This window comes from Flavitalea sp. (assembly GCF_035489435.1).
Lineage (GTDB): Bacteria > Bacteroidota > Bacteroidia > Chitinophagales > Chitinophagaceae > DATHKG01.
In genome coordinates this window covers 1-17,407 of sequence record NZ_DATHKG010000141.1, presented here as the reverse complement: position 1 = coordinate 17,407, position 17,407 = coordinate 1, and the positions used below count along the sequence as shown (strand labels likewise).

Annotated in this window: 16 protein-coding genes and 1 riboswitch; of the genes, 14 read left to right on the top strand and 2 right to left on the bottom strand. The window is 42.0% G+C overall.

Going from position 1 to position 17,407, the window contains the following annotated elements; all coding sequences use genetic code 11:
• The first annotated feature begins 1 nt into the window (after nt 1).
• The 9 genes from VK664_RS22215 (at nt 2) to VK664_RS22175 (ending at nt 11,465) form a co-directional block, all read left to right on the top strand.
• The gene (locus VK664_RS22215; protein ID WP_461400903.1) at nt 2-2,134 is read left to right on the top strand and encodes a hypothetical protein; all 2,133 of its coding nucleotides are present in this window, start codon (nt 2-4) and stop codon (nt 2,132-2,134) included.
• Nucleotides 2,135-2,141: 7 nt separating this feature from the next.
• Nucleotides 2,142-3,743: a beta-N-acetylhexosaminidase gene (locus VK664_RS22210; protein WP_461400902.1), complete on the top strand. Its 1,602-nt coding sequence runs from the start codon at nt 2,142-2,144 to the stop codon at nt 3,741-3,743.
• 19 nt (nt 3,744-3,762) lie between these two features.
• Nucleotides 3,763-4,953 carry a n-acyl-d-glucosamine 2-epimerase gene (locus VK664_RS22205; RefSeq protein WP_461400901.1) on the top strand — a complete coding sequence of 397 codons (1,191 nt, stop codon included), beginning with the start codon at nt 3,763-3,765 and terminating at the stop codon, nt 4,951-4,953.
• A gap of 35 nt (nt 4,954-4,988) precedes the next feature.
• Nucleotides 4,989-6,239 (top strand): sugar MFS transporter, encoded by a 1,251-nt coding sequence (locus tag VK664_RS22200; protein ID WP_461400900.1) that lies wholly within the window; start codon nt 4,989-4,991, stop codon nt 6,237-6,239.
• A 39-nt stretch (nt 6,240-6,278) separates the two neighbouring features.
• Nucleotides 6,279-7,109: an N-acetylmuramic acid 6-phosphate etherase gene (gene murQ, locus VK664_RS22195; protein ID WP_461400899.1), complete on the top strand. Its 831-nt coding sequence runs from the start codon at nt 6,279-6,281 to the stop codon at nt 7,107-7,109.
• Between the two features lie 35 nt (nt 7,110-7,144).
• Nucleotides 7,145-8,437 carry a sugar MFS transporter gene (locus tag VK664_RS22190; RefSeq protein ID WP_461400898.1) on the top strand — a complete coding sequence of 431 codons (1,293 nt, stop codon included), beginning with the start codon at nt 7,145-7,147 and terminating at the stop codon, nt 8,435-8,437.
• Nucleotides 8,438-8,467: 30 nt separating this feature from the next.
• On the top strand, nt 8,468-9,307 hold the full coding sequence (locus VK664_RS22185; RefSeq protein ID WP_461400897.1) for an N-acetylglucosamine kinase: 840 nt from the start codon (nt 8,468-8,470) through the stop codon (nt 9,305-9,307).
• Nucleotides 9,308-9,374: 67 nt separating this feature from the next.
• Nucleotides 9,375-9,572: riboswitch (cobalamin riboswitch) on the top strand.
• 90 nt (nt 9,573-9,662) lie between these two features.
• Nucleotides 9,663-10,604, top strand: a complete 942-nt coding sequence (locus VK664_RS22180; protein WP_461400896.1) for an ABC transporter substrate-binding protein — start codon at nt 9,663-9,665, stop codon at nt 10,602-10,604.
• Nucleotides 10,605-10,742: 138 nt separating this feature from the next.
• A complete protein-coding gene (locus tag VK664_RS22175; protein WP_461400895.1) occupies nt 10,743-11,465 on the top strand; it encodes a Dph6-related ATP pyrophosphatase in 723 nt (240 codons plus the stop codon).
• A gap of 84 nt (nt 11,466-11,549) precedes the next feature.
• On the opposite strand, the gene VK664_RS22170 is transcribed toward VK664_RS22175, so the two are convergent.
• Nucleotides 11,550-11,777 (bottom strand): helix-turn-helix domain-containing protein, encoded by a 228-nt coding sequence (locus VK664_RS22170; RefSeq protein WP_461400894.1) that lies wholly within the window; start codon nt 11,775-11,777, stop codon nt 11,550-11,552.
• Nucleotides 11,747-12,445 carry an AraC family transcriptional regulator gene (locus VK664_RS22165; RefSeq protein ID WP_461400893.1) on the bottom strand — a complete coding sequence of 233 codons (699 nt, stop codon included), beginning with the start codon at nt 12,443-12,445 and terminating at the stop codon, nt 11,747-11,749. The genes VK664_RS22170 and VK664_RS22165 overlap by 31 nt, the downstream gene beginning before the upstream one ends.
• Nucleotides 12,446-12,692: 247 nt before the next feature.
• Here VK664_RS22165 and VK664_RS22160 point away from each other — a divergent pair, with 247 nt between their 5' ends.
• The 5 genes from VK664_RS22160 to VK664_RS22140 form a co-directional block, all read left to right on the top strand.
• Nucleotides 12,693-12,956, top strand: a complete 264-nt coding sequence (locus VK664_RS22160) for a DUF4440 domain-containing protein (protein ID WP_461400934.1) — start codon at nt 12,693-12,695, stop codon at nt 12,954-12,956.
• A gap of 295 nt (nt 12,957-13,251) precedes the next feature.
• Complete coding sequence (locus VK664_RS22155) at nt 13,252-15,534, top strand: xanthine dehydrogenase family protein molybdopterin-binding subunit (protein WP_461400892.1); 2,283 nt, start codon at nt 13,252-13,254, stop codon at nt 15,532-15,534.
• Between the two features lie 75 nt (nt 15,535-15,609).
• Entirely contained in the window at nt 15,610-16,080 is a 471-nt protein-coding gene (locus VK664_RS22150) for a (2Fe-2S)-binding protein (protein WP_461400891.1), read from the top strand.
• Between the two features lie 138 nt (nt 16,081-16,218).
• Nucleotides 16,219-16,845 carry a hypothetical protein gene (locus VK664_RS22145; protein ID WP_461400890.1) on the top strand — a complete coding sequence of 209 codons (627 nt, stop codon included), beginning with the start codon at nt 16,219-16,221 and terminating at the stop codon, nt 16,843-16,845.
• Nucleotides 16,846-17,079: 234 nt separating this feature from the next.
• A partial coding sequence (locus VK664_RS22140; RefSeq protein ID WP_461400889.1) for an NADPH-dependent FMN reductase family protein occupies nt 17,080-17,407 on the top strand: 328 nt, incomplete at its 3' end.

Sequence of the window (17,407 nt, the reverse complement as noted above, 5' to 3'; positions counted from 1 at the left end):
TATGAATGTATTCAAGGTAATTTTTTGTTACTGCATTTTGTTGTTTGCCTCGCTGACCGGTTTTGCGCAGACTCGTGAAATTGCCTTCTGTGGTAATATTACCAATGATCTGTACCTGCTTTTAAAAAAGAAAGGCTATTCAATAAAACGTTTCAGTGAGCCATCGGCTGCTATCAATAGTATGCCTTCCGGAACAGCCTTATTTATTGTGGCAGACGGGTATCCTGAGAAAATGAATGCCCTTGAGGCCTCATTATTCAAAACTGCCGCAAAGAAGAATATGAAACTGTACCTGGAATATCCTTCGTTTGTACCCGGTATTGACATTGTTACCAAACCGGTAACAGACAGACTGGAAAGAGCCGTGGTTACCAGTAAGCTTTTTGGAGAAAAGCTTCCGGCAATGAGTTTGCTTGGAATAAATGGTTGCTTTATTCTTCCGGTATCGGTGAAGGACCCCCTGATTGTTCTGGGTAAGGTAGCCGGTTTCGATAAGGCCGAATATGGGATTGCAGATGTAAAATCTCATCCTGTTTTGTTTCAGCAGGAAAACATGATGGTAGCTATGACAAGCCTGAGCAATTTTGCCACGGGCCGGTATGGACCGGCAGATTCCTGGAAAACGGTGTGGGAATATATCGTTGGCTGGATGACGGGTGCTTCAAAAGTTCAGTTCGCCTCATGGCCGGTACAGGTAAGTCCCGCATACTCAATGGAACAAAAACTGCCCGCCAATGCAAAAAGAAATGCCATTGCAAGAGGAACTAATTGGTTTTACAATGGCCGTTTTCTGATACACCCCGAATGGAAAGATCTATGGGAAAAAGAACAGGGAGATGGTACCCAGCCAGTGGGGCCTCCGGTAAGCCTGAAGCTCCCGAGTGGTGATGGATCATTGGGCATAATCGAGGGACATTCTTCCGATATTAACGCTGATGGTTCCCAGCAATACCGTTATTGGCTAAGAAATGATGTTCAGGGAGAAGTAAGTTATGCTTTTGCAGCAGCGGGTAAATTTCTTAACAATAAGGAATATTTCAAGGTAGCCGGCAACCTGGTTGATTATATATATCACAAATCCAATCTGCGTGCAGGTGCCAGGGCAAATAAAGATAGCGCCGCGTTTGGACTGGTAGGCTGGTCGCTCACCCATCCCTATGTATTTTATGGTGATGATAATGCAAGGGCTACATTAGGAGTGATTGGCGCATCCGCTTATATGAATACTGCAAAATGGGATAAGGAAATTGTTGAGAACATCCTCGCTAATTTCCGCACCACCGGCAAGTTCGGTTTCAGGGGGGACAGGTTGGAGCAGAATGATATTCAGCGATTGGGGTGGAAGCATTTCCAGGAAAGTGATATCGTTAGTCCTCATCCACATTTTGAATCATGGATGTGGGCATGTTACCTATGGCTATATAACGCTACCGGCTATGCGCCCTTACTGGAAAAAACAAAAACCGCTATTCGTATGACCATGGAAGCTTACCCCGATAAATGGAAATGGACAAACGGAATTCAGCAGGAACGTGCGAGAATGATATTGCCGCTGGCATGGCTGGTAAGAGTTGAAGATACTGAAGAACACAGACGCTGGCTGGATATAGTGGTAAATAAGCTTTTGGAAAACCAGGATAAATCGGGAGCCATTCGTGAAGAACTGGGAACAGGAAAGGGTATGTTTGGTACAACTGCCTCCAATAAGGAATATGGCTTGCACGAAGCTCCCCTTATCTTCGAAAACGGCGACAAAGTGGCTGATATGTTATACACCAGCAATTTTGCTTTCTTCAGTCTCAATGAGGCTGCGCAGGCCACAGGAAATAAGAAATACGCCGGGGCGGTCAATAAGCTCTCCGATTTTCTTACCAGGATACAGGTTAAGAGTGAAAAACATAAAGATGTGGATGGAGCCTGGTTTCGTGCTTTCGATTATGGACGCTGGGATTACTGGGCATCCAATGCAGATGCCGGATGGGGGGCATGGTCAACCCTTACCGGATGGATACAAAGCTGGATCATTGCCACACAGGTGTTAATAGAACAAAAACAGAGCTATTGGGAACTGACGAAACGATCCGATGTTAAAAAATATATGGATCAGGCCGTTGAAACAATGCTCAACAAATAAACATATCATGCAGCAATACACTAAGATTGGCTTAAGCAGTTTGTTTATCATTTTTTTTGTTGGGTCACTGATCGCTTCTGAGATCATACCTTCTCCATTAAAAACTGAATTACTGGAAGGCAGATATGCGCTGCCTTCTTCCCCTGCTTATAGTTTTAGCATTAAATGTAAAAATGAAGCTGCTTTGATGGCAGGCTATCTGAAAGATCGGTTCGGAATTGATGCAAGAAATTCAAAAGGACCAGGTGCTGATATACAACTGATCATCACAGAAACTAAAAAAGCGGATGCTGTGGCTGAAGGATACCAGCTGAAAATAACAGGTGAGGGTATCCGTATTACAGCTCCTTCTTCAGCAGGTATTTTTTACGGTATCCAGTCTTTGCTGCAGCTCCTTTCAGACCAGAATGGTTCACTTATCAGGTCGCTTCAATGTCAGCAGATAACAGATAAACCAAGATTTGTATGGCGCTCTTTTATGCTGGATGAAGCACGAAATTTTAAGGGAACGCCAGTGGTTAAAAAACTGCTGGATCAGATGGCCGCTCTTAAGATGAACACATTCCATTGGCATTTAACTGATGATCAGGGTTGGAGAATAGAGATAAAAAAATATCCATTACTTACTACTATTGGTTCTGTGCGAAAAGTTACACAAACCGGGGGGATAGGAAGTAAGACATTCGACAGTACTGTTCATAAAGGTTATTACACAAAGCAAGAGATCAAAGAGATCGTTCAGTATGCTGCCGCAAGGCATATCAAAGTTGTACCCGAGATCGAAATGCCGGGACACGCAAGTGCGGCAATAGCTGCCTATCCCTGGCTTGGAGTAACAGGTAAAAAAATTGAAGTGGCTGTAACCTATGGCGTATTCAAAGATATATTTAACGTAGCCGACCCCAGGGTAGTAGGCTTTTTTCATGATGTACTTAATGAAGTTGCTGCTATGTTCCCTTCGAATATCATCCATATCGGAGGAGATGAAGTGATATTTGATCAATGGAAAAGTTCTCCCTGTGTTCAGCAATTCATAGAAAAGAATAAGGTTAAATCGCCGGCTGATCTGCAGCTTTGGTTTACAAACAGCATTTCATCATACCTCGGCAAAAAACAACTGAGGATGATGGGATGGAATGATATCACCGGTCATCAGATACATGAAACAACAGGTATCAGAGATACAAAACCGGATCGTAAACTGTCACCCAATACCATAGTTCATTTTTGGAAAGGTGATCCCGCCCTTGTGAATGAAACAGTGCTGAACGGGTATGATGTTGTGAATTCCTATCACGAATTCACTTACCTGGATTATAATTATACCAGCATCAGTTTGCAAAAGGCTTATAGTTTCGAGCCTGTACCCGAAACGCTTGATCCGAAATTACATCATAAGGTGCTTGGCCTGGGATGCCAGATGTGGGGAGAGTGGATCACTACTCATGAAAAAATGTACGAACAGATATTTCCGCGTATAGCTGCTTACGCTGAAGTAGGATGGACAGATAAACGAAATAAAAACTACAACCGTTTCAAGGCAGCCCTGCCCGCATTAGAAAGCACATGGAAAAAGAACGGGATCAGCGGTAAGAATATCAATTTCTAAAGAAATAAGTAATAGTAATATGACATTTAAGGATTATGCTGATCTGTATCGCGACAATCTATTGCAGGATGTTATTCCTTTCTGGCTTAAATATTCTCACGACAAAGAATACGGAGGATATTTAACCTGCATTGATCAATATGGAAAAATATACAGTACGGATAAGTTTATCTGGTTACAGTGCCGGCAGGTGTGGACATTTTCCAGCTTATATAACCAGGTAGAAAGAAAGCAGGAGTGGCTTCAATTTGCTATCCAGGGAGCTGAATTTTTGAGAAAATTTGGACGCGATACATCGGGTGACTGGTATTTTTCGCTGACCAGGGAAGGCAAACCTCTGGTGCAGGCGTACAATATTTTTTCAGATTGTTTTGCGGTCATGGCTTTTGGACAGTTATATAAAGCGACTGGGGATAAGGGTTATCGTATGATCGCCTTAGATACTTTCAACAGAATACTTGAACGGAGGGCTAACCCCAAAGGAAAATATTCAAAAGCATATCCCGGCACAAGACCGTTGGAAAGTTTATCCTTACCAATGATCATGTCGAACCTGGTGCTGGAGATCGAACATATTCTCGACCCCGCGCAGGTGGAAGATGTAATAAAGTATTGTACCGAAACGGTGATGGGGTCTTTCTATCATCACGATACAGGTTTGTTGCTGGAGAACGTGGCACCCGAAGGAAAATTCTCTGATTCTTTTGAAGGCAGATTAGTAATGCCGGGACATAGCCTTGAATCTATGTGGTTCCTGATGGATATTGCAGAAAGAAAAGGAGATAAAGACCTGATACGAAAAGCTGTTGATATATCTTTAAACCTTATGGAATTTGGTTGGGATAAAGAATACGGAGGGATCTTTTATATGAAAGATATACTAGGTCATCCCACTCAACAACTCGATTGGGATCAGAAATTATGGTGGGTGCATCTGGAAGCAATTGTATGCATGCTTAAAGGGTATAACCATACGGGTGATGAAAGATGTCTTGATTGGTTTAGAAAGTTGCATACCTATACCTGGAAACACTTTCAGGATAAAGAGCAAGGCGAATGGTTTGGTTACCTTAACAGGCAGGGCGAACTGTTATTGTCCCTGAAGGGAGGTAAATGGAAAGGATGCTTTCATGTTCCACGCTGTCTTTACCAGGGTTGGAAAACACTCCTTTTGATAGAAAAGAAATATGAATGTGCTGTTATTGGTTAATTGATGCATGTTTAATGCTGAAATAAAATGATGGAATGTCAAATGTAAATTTTCCGGTGGTTGTTCTGGCCGACCCGCCGGGGCAAGGTAAGAGTAAGTATACACCAGCATTGATTTCACTGGCAGTATTGTATTTCATGCTTGGTTTCATTACCTGTCTGAATGATACCCTCGTTCCGTTCTTCAAAATAAAATTTAAACTTAACTATGCGGAATCCTCATTGGTTCAGTTTTATTTTTTCTTAACCTATGGCATCATTTCCATACCCGCAGGCAGAATTATCGAGCGTGTAGGATATCAGTCGGGAATGATATGGGGATTTTTGATCACTGCTGCCGGAGCCCTTCTGTTCTTTCCTGCAGCAATATTTCATGAGTATTATTTATTTCTGGCTGCGTTATTGTTTCTGGCGGCAGGTATTGTGTTTATGCAGGTGTCAGCAAATCCTTATATCGTTACACTGGGTAGCCCTTCTACAGCATCAGCGAGACTGAATATGATCCAGAGCGTTGGTTCCGTGGGAACGATTGTCGCGCCTTTATTCGGAGCCGCAGTGATCATGCCGGGAATTCAAACTGCCGGTTCAAATGATAGGATCGCTATGCCTTATCTGGGTATTGCGGTTACGATGCTGGTGATCAGCATGGTGGTTGTCCGGTTGAAATTGCCTAAAATCAGTAGAGTTGAAGAATCCAATGATTCCAGTTCTCAGAAAAAAAATGTCTTTGCTTTCAGAAACCTGAGATTAGGAGCGATTGGTATCTTTTTCTTTGTTGGAATAGAAATAGCCGTTGCTTCCTTCCTGACAAATTATATTGCTGACACCCTGCATATCAAGGATGCGGATGCTAATTTTTACGTGGCCTTTTATTGGGGTTTTATGTTATTGGGGAGAATAATTGGTGTACTGCTGCTGAAGTGCATACGTCCTACCACCATGCTGGTAGCGAATGCTTTGATTGCAATGACTCTGATAATGTTCTCGATCAATACAACGGGTTATGTAGCTGTATGGACTTTGCTGGGTGTTGGTCTGTTCAATTCAGTGATGTTCGCGATTATTTTTACGTTGGCTGTCAGCGGCCTGGGATCCTATATCACTAAGGGTTCTGCAATATTATCCACAGCTATTTGCGGGGGAGCGGTGATCGTGGTGTTACAAGGACTACTGATAGATCGGTCTTCATGGTCTACAGCATTTCTTATACCAATGATATGTTACCTCTATATAATCTTTTACGGGCTTAACGGATATAAGTCAAAGAACAGTGAATATGTCCGGTAGATCATCTGAATTAATGAAATCATAATAAATATTTTACTGATGAGTTTTGAAAAAATTACTGAATCGGTTTCTCATTACCGGTACCTGGAGAGAATGTCTGTAAACGAGATACTCACTAATATTAATAATGAAGATAAATCAATTGCTTATAGTGTTGAGAAGGTGATCCCGCAGGTGGAAAAACTGGTCAATGTTGTTTCTGAAAAGCTGTTAAACGGTGGAAGATTATTTTATATCGGTGCAGGAACAAGCGGCAGACTTGGGGTGTTGGATGCCAGTGAATGCCCACCTACTTACGGAGTACCTGAATACATGGTCACAGGAATAATGGCTGGTGGTGATGGCGCACTACGAAACGGTGTTGAAGATGCTGAGGATGATGAATACCAGGGATGGAAGGATCTTGAAAAAAATGCTGTTTCTGATAATGATGTAGTGATAGGTATAGCCGCGAGCGGGTCAACTCCTTATGTTGCGGGTGCGTTAAGAATTGCGCGGGAAAATAATATTGTAACAGGTTGTATTGTGTGTAATCCCGGAAGTGAAGTGGCAAAGCATACTGATTACCCCATAGAGGTGACCGTAGGTCCTGAGTTTGTTACGGGCAGTACAAGAATGAAGAGCGGTACTGCGCAAAAGCTTATACTGAATATGATCTCCACAGCCGTTATGATCCGGTTGGGAAGAGTGGAGGATAACAGGATGGTCAATATGCAGATCAGTAATGATAAGCTGCTGGACCGGGGTGTAAAAATGCTGATGGAGAAATGGGGACTTAGTGATTACGCAGTTGCCAAAGACATATTATTGAAATACGGTAACATTCCTTCTGCTCTTAAGCATTTGCAGGAAGACCATAAGACTAAATAAACAGAAATAATAACCAGGTACCATATCAACTATCAATGGATATTCAGGGAGTTCATAATTATAAGAGACAAATTATCATCATTGGATTTTTTTTCTTCATATTCGGCTTTATCACCTGGGTGAATGGTGCGTTGATCCCTTACCTTAGAATAGCCTGCGAACTTGAAGAGTGGATGACTTACCTGGTGACGTTTGCTTTTTATATCTCCTACACCATCATGGCCTTTCCCTCAGGGCGATTGATAAATAAAACGGGAATGATCACGGCGATGCGGTTGGGTTTGATCGTTATGGCATTTGGTTGTCTCCTGTTCATACCTGCAGCTTTAACCCGCACATATGCCATCTTCCTGGTTGGCCTGTTCGTGGTGGGTATAGGTCTTACCTTGCTTCAAACAGCGTTGAATCCCTACATCACTATTCTTGGTCCGGTGAACAGTGCAGCTCAACGTATCAGCATGATGGGCATTTTCAATAAAACTGCCGGTATGCTGGCTCCACTTCTTCTGGGAGCTATCATATTTAAAGACGCTGATGAGTTTATGAAAGAACTGGCTGTATTGAGTGCTGCTGAAAAAACCATAAAACTGGATATTCTGGCCAGAGCTGTGATCTTACCTTATTGCCTTATAGCCCTGCTGTTGATCCTGGTAGCTTATGCGCTTAAATATGCACATCTTCCCGAGATCAATCCGGAATCTGAAACCGGTAATGGCCGTCTATCAGATATTAAGAAAGCTCCCGGATCTTCAATGAATCTTGTGATGGGCTTTATAGCAATTTTCTGTGCCGTAGGAGTGGAGGTGATCGCCGGAGATACAATAGGTAATTATGGCCTTTATCATGAATTAAGCTTTGATTTTTCAAAAGGTCTCACTTCATATACCCTTGCGGCGATGATGGCTGGATATATACTCGGAGTAATAGTCATACCAAAATTCATCACTCAGGAAAGAGCTTATTTGTATTGTTCCATAGCTGGAATTGCAGTAACAATTTTAATTATAATCATTCCGGGAAGATCATCTGTTTTTTTCGTGGCCCTTCTCGGGGCAGTGAATGCATTGATGTGGCCCGCTATATGGCCGACGGCGTTGCAGGGCCTGAAGGGTAGAAGTCTTAACAGGGGTTCATCAATATTGATTATGGGTATCGCAGGCGGAGCAATCATGCCATTGCTATATGGATGGATGGCGGAAATTTCTGACAATCAAACTGCGTATTGGGTGCTATTACCCTGTTACTTTTTTAGTATCTGTTATTGTATCAGATCCATATTACAAACCCGAAAGCGTAACAAGCTCAACGTTTCGCTTTATTCGGAATAGCTGAATAAGACTTCAAATAAAATAATAGAAATGATATTGATCACGGACAGTGGATCTACCAAAGCGCATTGGTGCCTGGTAAACGATGGCAATGATATATATGTCAATACTCAGGGAATAAGTCCTTATTTTCAAACAAGCTTTGACATATGTGAAATTTTAAAGCTTGAACTTCTTGTCAAGCTTCCCGAACAAGCCAGGATTACAAGGATTTATTATTACGGAACCGGTTGTAATTCCAAAGCCAATATCGAAGTAGTTGATATTGCTTTAAAGGCGATATTTCCGGAAGCGGTAATTTCTATAACACATGACCTGATGGCTGCTTCCCGGGCGCTTTGCGGAAACGATAAAGGAATAGTATCCATAATGGGCACAGGCTCTAACTCCTGTTTTTATGATGGTAAGGATATTACATGGAATAAGCCGGGGTTGGGTTATGTTTTGGGCGATGAGGGAAGCGGGGCCTATCTTGGGAAGATATTATTGCAACATTATCTCTACAACGAATTTCCTGAGGAGCTTAAAAACAGTTTTGAACAGGACAATGATAACAACTATGCAAGGATTCTTGAAGGGGTATATAAAAGCTCTTTACCAAACAGATACCTTGCTTCGTTTTCCTATTTTCTTGCAAAGAATCGGGGTCATGAATTCATTGAAAAAATCCTGAAAAATGGGCTGAATGATTTTTTTGTTCGTCATATTCTTGATTGCGTCCGGCAGTGTGAGGCACCTCTTTATTTTACCGGCGGAATCGCATGGAACTACAGAGATATAGTAGCTGGCTTATGCGAAGAGCATGATTTAACTTTCGGTCGCATTACCAGGTATCCGATGGTTGATCTTGTTAAATTTCATCGAACGTAGAACAGGTAACATCGACCCAATACTTAAGGGCTAATAAAAAATCAATTTGTCTGATTGTTCTTAAAAGCTACATTTGCTGCGGAACGGTTTCCTGCTTCAAAGCATGGGATTAAAAGGGAATCCGGTGTAATTCCGGGACTATCCCCGTAGCTGTAAGCTCCTTCATATGTTGTTCAATCTTCAAGCCACTTTGGCGCCAAGGCGCTATGGGAAGGCAATGAACAATGGAGTAAGTCAGAAGACCTGCCGCACCAGAAACAATCATTCAGGGTGAAAGGCAGCAGATGTAGAAGCCGTGAGGCATTTATATTTTCAATCTTTTTTATAACCGGGAGCAGTCACAAAAAAATTTACAATGATCGCCTCATCCTTTTTACCGGCTGCTACCCAGATGATATATGACATGGGCCTTCAGCATTTGTTGCAGGGTGTAACCTTTGAGTGCCCGGCTGTGGCACTGGCAGAGAAACAGAAAGTAGTGCGTTGTGTGATGGAAGGGAAAAATTACACCAGCCTGGAGATAGACAAGGTATTTTCTGCCAGCAAAGCGCAGGGTAAAAGCTTATACTATGTCGAAGAAACAATGCTGGAACGGATAGCACCCGATATTATTTTTACACAGGACACCTGCGAGGTTTGCCAGATAGATACCAAATGCACAGCGGCAGCAGTAGCTAAATTGACCAAACAGCCTCGCATAATACCGCTAACGCCGAATAACCTTGATGATGTGTACCAGACAGCAGTTACCATCGCTACTGCTCTGGGTCATGAAGAAGCGGCCTATACCTATTTGGCTTCGTTACAAAAAAGAACATCGGTTTTGCTTGATATACTCCGGCAACACCAGATGCCGCTTAAAAGAGTAATGATGATGGAATGGATCGATCCTATCTACAATTGCGGGCACTGGATACCATTCCAGGTGGCTATGGCTGGTGGTATTGATATGTTGGGCAATCCCGCCGGAGACAGCATCGTTACCCCCTGGGATAAAATTATAAAATACAATCCCGAAGTATTGGTGATTGCTCCCTGTGGTTTTCACCAGGAAAGGGCGCTACAGGAAATACACCTGCTGGAGCAAAGGGCAAATTGGGATGAAATAGCTGCTGTTAAAACAAAACAGGTTTACATCGCAGATTTTGATCTGTTCACTCAACCTTCGGCCGCGGGACTGGTAGATGGCATTGAATTGTTAGCTGCTTTGTTTCATCCTGCATTGTTTACAATGCCAAATCATCTGCAGGAAAAATCAGCTCCGCTGTATCCTTCGTATTCGTTACAAGAGTCTTGAACGAGAATAATTATCACCGGGGTATTGAGTGTTGATATTTATAACAGGAGTATTGAATGATATATTTATAAAAGGAGTATTGAATGGTGTTATTAATATCAGGTGGTGCCATGAGCGTGAAAATTAAAGCAGGTCTCTATGAATAAAATACCTGCCATATTCAGCTGGAGTGGTGGAAAGGACAGCAGCTATGCGTTGCACAAAATACGGCAAGAGGGTTTGTATGAAGTGAAGTACCTGCTCAGTACAATCAATGGTCATTACAAAAGGCTTAGTATGCATGGTGTCAGGGAAGAATTAATCGATGCCCAGGCTGACAGCATCGGCATACCAATACTGAAAGCCTACGTCTATGAAGCCAGCAATGCAGAATATGAGGAGCAGATGCAGACTATATTGCAGAAAGCAAAAGCAGAAAAAATATACCATGTAATTTTCGGGGATATTTTTTTGGAAGATCTGAGGCAGTACCGGGAAAATAAAATGGCAGCTTTGGATATGTATTGCGTGTTCCCGCTCTGGAAGATGGAAACCCTTGGGATTGTCGATGATTTCATTGGCAAAGGATTTAAGACCGTTACCTGCTGTATAAATGATGGTTACCTCGATGAAACCTGGTGCGGTCGGATAATAGATAATGATTTTATATCAGAATTGCCCTCAACTGTAGATCCCTGCGGGGAGAATGGCGAATTCCATTCCTTTTGTTTTGAGGCGCCTTTTTTTAATAAGGCCATCAGCATCGTCACCGGTGAAAAAACATATAAGGCTTTGGAAATAAAACTGTCTGATCATCCGACCCAGGTCCCGGATGTCGGCACAAAAGGTTTCTGGTTTTGTGATCTCTTATTGAGCCCTTAAAACCTTGATGAGAGAAAATTTATACCTTTTAATAGATTCACTCTCCTTTTACTACTGTTTTTGATAACAACAAAAGCGGGTCAGCTAATTAAGCATTCTGTACTCATTTGGCGATTGACCAACGCGTTGTTTAAACAAACGGGTGAAATGTTGAGGATACTTAAATCCTAATTCGTAGGCGATCTGGCTAACTGATTTGCTTTGGTCGTATACTCTCTCTTTGGCTATTTCAATCACCTTCGATTGTATGTAGTCCTGTGCTGTTTTTCCTGTTTCCTTTTTTACCAGGTCGCCAAAATATCCAGGCGACAAATGAAATTCGTTGGCACAGTAGCTACTGAAGGCAGACCAATGGTTTGAGGTTTGTCTGTTGCAAAATATTCATTCAACAATTGCTCAAATCTTTCTAAGATCCCTTTATGAACCTGGTCACGGGTAATAAACTGGCGATCATAAAAACGAATGCAATAATTTAAAAGTAGTTCGATCGTGGATGCGATCAATCTCCTGCTGTGCTTATCTATGGCATGTTCCAGTTCATACTGAATTTTAGAAAAACAATCCAGGATGATTTTTCTTTCGCGTTCGGAAATATGAAGTGATTCGTTTGATTGATAACCGAAAAAAGTATAGTCCTGGATATGGCGCCCCAGTGATGTGCCAGGTATCAAATCGGGATGGAAGACCAGGGCATAACCTTTTGGTTGATACGTTTCACCATTGCTGTTCACGCCTGCCACCTGCCCGGGTGCAAGGAAAACCAATGTGCCTTCCTGGTAGTCATAATTGTGACGCCCATAAACCATATCCCCACATTTTACATCTTTTAAGAATATAGTATAGAAGCCAAAATACATCCGGGAACCCTGTCGGGGACTTGCCTTTGATAAATCGACAACACTAACCAGCGGATGGAGTGTTTCGTTATTGTTGAATACATTGTAATCATTGATTGTTTCAAACCGGCGCAGGTCATCCATATAAGGAGTTTTTAAAGGAATCAAAGTTACCGTTTTCTGCATCCGGTAATTGAAGCGCTTGTAGTAATCAGCGATATTGGTAAGTAAAACCGTAATCTGTATACAGTCCAGGCAGAAAAATGCAATGACCTTTATAGGGTCGAAGCGTTAGTCTATACTGACTGGAACAACATCAGCTAAATCACGAAAACTGCCATGAAGATTACGACAATCGTCCTTCGCACAAAACACTGCAGTTGAACAGGAAATCAGGGATCTCTCCAAAGCAAAGTGGCAGTGGATGGCAGATAAGAATGTCGATAAGCTGGCCTCACTTTTCCACGACAAATCAAAATTTGTCCATATGAGTAGTACCTGGAAAAAGAAGGAGGAGTTTGATATCATAAAAACCGGCAGCATATGGTACAAGAAAGCTGATGTCCATGATGTTGTGGTAGAAATTAGTGACGCCGTGACTCAATTTACCATTACCGAAGTCTATAAAAACAAGAGAAGGAATGGAAATTGCTGACATTGACTTTTAGTAGTGTCCGGGACACCCATAAAATTGAACATTAACAGGTAAACTTATAACCTTTCAATATCTCATAAAAGGATTTACATGAACAAAAAATTTCGTAAATTATTGTGGTGTAACTATCCGTAACGCAGTTCAAAGGTTTATCGTTATCCGCCCCTTGCCAGGGATTAATCGTGGTGTTAGCAGAGTAGTGTTAAAGGAGCCATAGAGTAGCTTCAAAGAAGTCTTCGTGGGATCTTAACACAATCCGTTTTCGTTTAAATTGTAAAAACAAAAAGACTTTAAAATGGAACAATCCAAAACTGCCTGTAACAGGCGTGCATTTCTGAAATCTTCCTTTTTGGCAGGTGGGGGTCTTATGATCAGTTTCAGTATACTTCCGGGGTTGGGACTGGCAGAAAAAACGAAAGTCTTAAAAAACGTCGCAGATTGGACTGAAATAACCGGTTATGTCAAGATCACACCGGATAATATCATCAAAATCATTAATCCTAACCCAGAATTTGGACAAAATGTAATGACTTCTCTGCCCATGATTTTTGCCGAGGAGCTGGATGCAGATTGGAAAAAAGTAGTGGTAGAAATGGGACCGCACGACAGTATAAAATTAGGGCCCCAATTTACAGGCGGATCTAATTCTGTCAGGATGTACTGGAAACCATTAAGGGAAGCGGGGGCAGCAGCACGCCAGATGTTGAGAGAGGCCGCAGCCCAAACCTGGGGCGTGCCTATGGAAGAAGTAACGACTAAATCCGGATTGCTTTATCACGAAAAAAGTGGTAAATCAGGAACCTATGGAAGCTTTGCATCAAAAGCTTCTGCCATTCCCATTCCAAAAGGAGTTAAGTTAAAAGACGTAAAGGATTTTAAGATAATACGAAGCTCTAAGAAAAATGTGGAAGTCTCGAAAATCGTAACCGGTAAACCGCTTTTTGGATTGGATTATAAACATGAAGGAATGTTGATAGCCATGATTCATCATCCACCGGGTTTCGGTATGAAACTCAAATCTTTTGATGCATCTCAGGCTTTGAAAATGCCGGGCATTAAGGAAGTGTTTAGTATGAAGTTATATGAAGATGGTTTCGAACAAGGCGGTTTTGATACACGTACTTTTAACGACTTGCTGGTTGTTGTAGGCGATACTACCTGGGAAGTAATGAATGCCCGTAAAAAATTAATAGTGGAATGGGAGCCTGCCGGAGATATAAAAGATACAATTGGAGGCAGAGGTGCAAAAAGAGAAGTTGTTGTTCCGGGAGAACTTGAAAGCACCACTGCACAGTTGGCAAAAATGCAGGAATATGCTCAAAAGCCAGCTCAACAATTAAGAAAAGACGGAGATCCCGAAACGGCTTTTAAAAATGCCGCGCAGATTATTGAACGCACATATAATGCACCGTTTTTAGCACATAACTGCATGGAGCCGATAAATTTCTTTGCTCATGTTACAGATGAAAAAGCCCTGGTGGCCGGACCTCTGCAAGCTCCGGGTTGGTCAGAACCTACTCTTGCAAAACTGTTAAACCTGCCGGCCGATAAAATTGAGATTGAGATGACCCGGATGGGTGGAGGCTTTGGACGCAGGGCGTATGGACATTACCTCTATGAGGCAGCCCTTATTTCAAAGAAGGTGAAAGCCCCTATCAAGCTTATATACACTCGCGAAGATGATATGACTTACGGTATCTATCGGCCTATGTATACGGCTACCTATCGGGCAGCATTAGACGCTAATAAGAATCTTATTGCATTTTCCGTAAAGGGCGGCGGCATTCCTGAACATGCTATTCATGCAAACAGGTTTCCTGCAGGTGCAGTTGATAATTACCTGGCTGAAGGTTGGCAGATAGCTTCTAATATTACCATTGGAGCATTCAGGGCTCCAAGATCAAACTTCAATGCGGCTGCAGAACAATCGTTTTTAGATGAAGTGGCAGAAGTTATGGGAAAAGACCCGATTGATTTCAGGCTTGAGCTACTTAAACGCGCAAAAGAAAATCCTGTTGGTAAAAACAATGATTATGATGCTGACCGGTATGCCGGAGTTTTGAAACTTATCAAAGAAAAATCAGGATGGGGCAAAGCGGAAAATAAAAAATATCATCGGGGAGTCGCCGCCTATTTCTGCCACGCCTCCTATGCCGCTCATGTGGTGGATATGGTAATGAGAAATGGCAAACCTTATGTAGAAAGGGTGTTTAGTGCTATGGATTGTGGTATTGTGATTAATCCGGAGTCAGCGAAAAACATGGTGGAAGGTGCCGTTATCGATGGCATAGGAAATGCCTTTTATGGAAAATTAAGTCATAAGGATGGTGCCGCGGAACAAAATAATTTTCACCGTTACAAAGTGATTCGCCATAGTGAAGTCCCAAAAAAGATTGAAGTGTTTTTTGTGGAGAATGATATCGACCCCACCGGTTTGGGTGAGCCACCTTTTCCGCCTGTATTTGGTGCAGTAGCGAATGCACTATACAAGAGCACTAATAAAAGGCATTATAACCAGCCTTTCCTTGATGCTGAGCAACCGGTGAACAACAATAATAGTAATAAAAAGACATTCTAATCATTATACACAACTGTTGCATGTAATGGCGGCTTTACTGATTTGAACAAAAATAGTCAACATAAAAACTAATTTATGATCAAGCTAAGCATCAATAAAAAAAATTATGAAGTAGATGTTGATCCTGATACCCCCTTATTATGGGTGCTCAGAGATACGATTGGTCTTATGGGAACAAAATATGGATGCGGGATAGCACAATGTGGTGCATGTACTGTACATCTCAATGGCGAATCGGTCCGCTCCTGTGTCACAAAAGTGAGCAGGGCAGTAGATAAGAAAGTGATAACGATAGAAGGATTATCTGAAAATAACGATCATCCGCTTCAGAAAGCCTGGGAGGAATTAGACGTACCTCAATGTGGATATTGTCAATCCGGCCAGATCATGTCTGCTGCAGTACTACTCCGGGAAAATAAAAATCCAACAGATCAGGATATCATCAACGCTATGGAAGGTAATATTTGCCGTTGTGGTACTTACCTGCGGATTCAGAAAGCGATTAAGTTAGCAGCAGAGATGCAGCGTAAAGTTGTAAAAACGTAAAGTTGTAAAATGATATCGATAGATGGCCCCAACTTTTTAGCAACGATTCCCTATCTGTACAAAAATGAAAGGAATATTGGATCCTTTATTTGATTGATGATAAATTACGGATGAAGAAGACTTAATACAAATATTCAAATGAAATCAAAAACGTTCTTTCCAACAAAAATGCTGATCGTCTTGTCCCTGGTCATTGCAGTTATTGGCATCACCGCATTTGGGATTGACGAGAAAAACCATTTGCCTTCCCCTCATCCATCGGGTGGCCCGGTAAAGGACAGTTTAGCTTCGATCGAAGCATTTGGTGTGGTTTATAAAGTGTTGATGAGTCCCCGGTGCATGAACTGTCATCCTACAGGTGATGTTCCTTTACAGGGCGATGACAGCCACCTCCATCAGATGTCTCCCAAAAGAGGCAAGGATGGTAAGGGAATCTATGCAATGAAATGTTCGAACTGTCATCAACCGACAAACACCCCTGGACTGAACACTCCTCCAGGCAATCCAAAATGGGCACTGCCCCCGGCAGATATGAAAATGGTTTTTGAAGGAAAGAGCGAGCGGCAGTTAGCTATTCAAATCATGGACTACAAACAAAATGGACACAAAGACAAGGCAAAACTGATAGAACATGCCCGTGATACATTGGTTAAGGCGGGATGGAATATGGGTGAAGGTCGAATTCCTCCACCCGTGAGCTATGAAGATTTTGTTACCGCCTGGGATAACTGGTTAAATACGGGCGGCTACGCTCCGGCAAAATAAAGATTCTGCGCAACGAACGCCTTGCAGCGCTCTTCCATGAAAAGTCGATGTTCGTCCATAATACTGCAATACTATTAAACAGAATAACGCTGTTGGCTGTGGTAGGTGGTAATGAAGTGACCAATCCATTTATGGTTACTGAAGTATATGTAAAGGAAAAGGGAAAATGGATGTTGGGCTCGCTATCATTTACCCGTTTAATGGGTCAGTAAAGCAATGAAAATAACTACTTCCATGATACAAGTTTTACTGGGATTATTACTTTCTTTTTCTGCATGCTCTTCATCGGAATTAAAAGATTCGAAAGCTGAAATGCATGCTGCCGTAGATCCCGATAAAATATTAATAGTTTATTTATCCCGAACATCGAATACTAAAGCCATTGCTGAAATTATCCATAGCAATGTTGGGGGTACAATGGTGGCGCTCGAATTAGAAAAGCCATATCCTGAGAATTACCAGGCTACGGTTCAACAGGTGGTAAAAGAAAATGAGACTGGATTTCTGCCACCATTAAAATCAAAAATTGATAACATTCAAAAATACGAGCTGGTTTTCATAG

Bases quoted from the DNA above. Each gene is read 5' to 3' on its own strand.
- VK664_RS22215 (WP_461400903.1), top strand. From the start codon at position 2: ATGAATGTATTCAAGGTAATTTTTTGTTACTGCATTTTGTTGTTTGCC.
- VK664_RS22210 (WP_461400902.1), top strand. From the start codon at position 2,142: ATGCAGCAATACACTAAGATTGGCTTAAGCAGTTTGTTTATCATTTTT.
- VK664_RS22205 (WP_461400901.1), top strand. From the start codon at position 3,763: ATGACATTTAAGGATTATGCTGATCTGTATCGCGACAATCTATTGCAG.
- VK664_RS22200 (WP_461400900.1), top strand. From the start codon at position 4,989: ATGTCAAATGTAAATTTTCCGGTGGTTGTTCTGGCCGACCCGCCGGGG.
- murQ (WP_461400899.1), top strand. From the start codon at position 6,279: ATGAGTTTTGAAAAAATTACTGAATCGGTTTCTCATTACCGGTACCTG.
- VK664_RS22190 (WP_461400898.1), top strand. From the start codon at position 7,145: ATGGATATTCAGGGAGTTCATAATTATAAGAGACAAATTATCATCATT.
- VK664_RS22185 (WP_461400897.1), top strand. From the start codon at position 8,468: ATGATATTGATCACGGACAGTGGATCTACCAAAGCGCATTGGTGCCTG.
- VK664_RS22180 (WP_461400896.1), top strand. From the start codon at position 9,663: ATGATCGCCTCATCCTTTTTACCGGCTGCTACCCAGATGATATATGAC.
- VK664_RS22175 (WP_461400895.1), top strand. From the start codon at position 10,743: ATGAATAAAATACCTGCCATATTCAGCTGGAGTGGTGGAAAGGACAGC.
- VK664_RS22165 (WP_461400893.1), bottom strand. From the start codon at position 12,445: ATGGATGACCTGCGCCGGTTTGAAACAATCAATGATTACAATGTATTC.
- VK664_RS22155 (WP_461400892.1), top strand. From the start codon at position 13,252: ATGGAACAATCCAAAACTGCCTGTAACAGGCGTGCATTTCTGAAATCT.
- VK664_RS22150 (WP_461400891.1), top strand. From the start codon at position 15,610: ATGATCAAGCTAAGCATCAATAAAAAAAATTATGAAGTAGATGTTGAT.
- VK664_RS22145 (WP_461400890.1), top strand. From the start codon at position 16,219: ATGAAATCAAAAACGTTCTTTCCAACAAAAATGCTGATCGTCTTGTCC.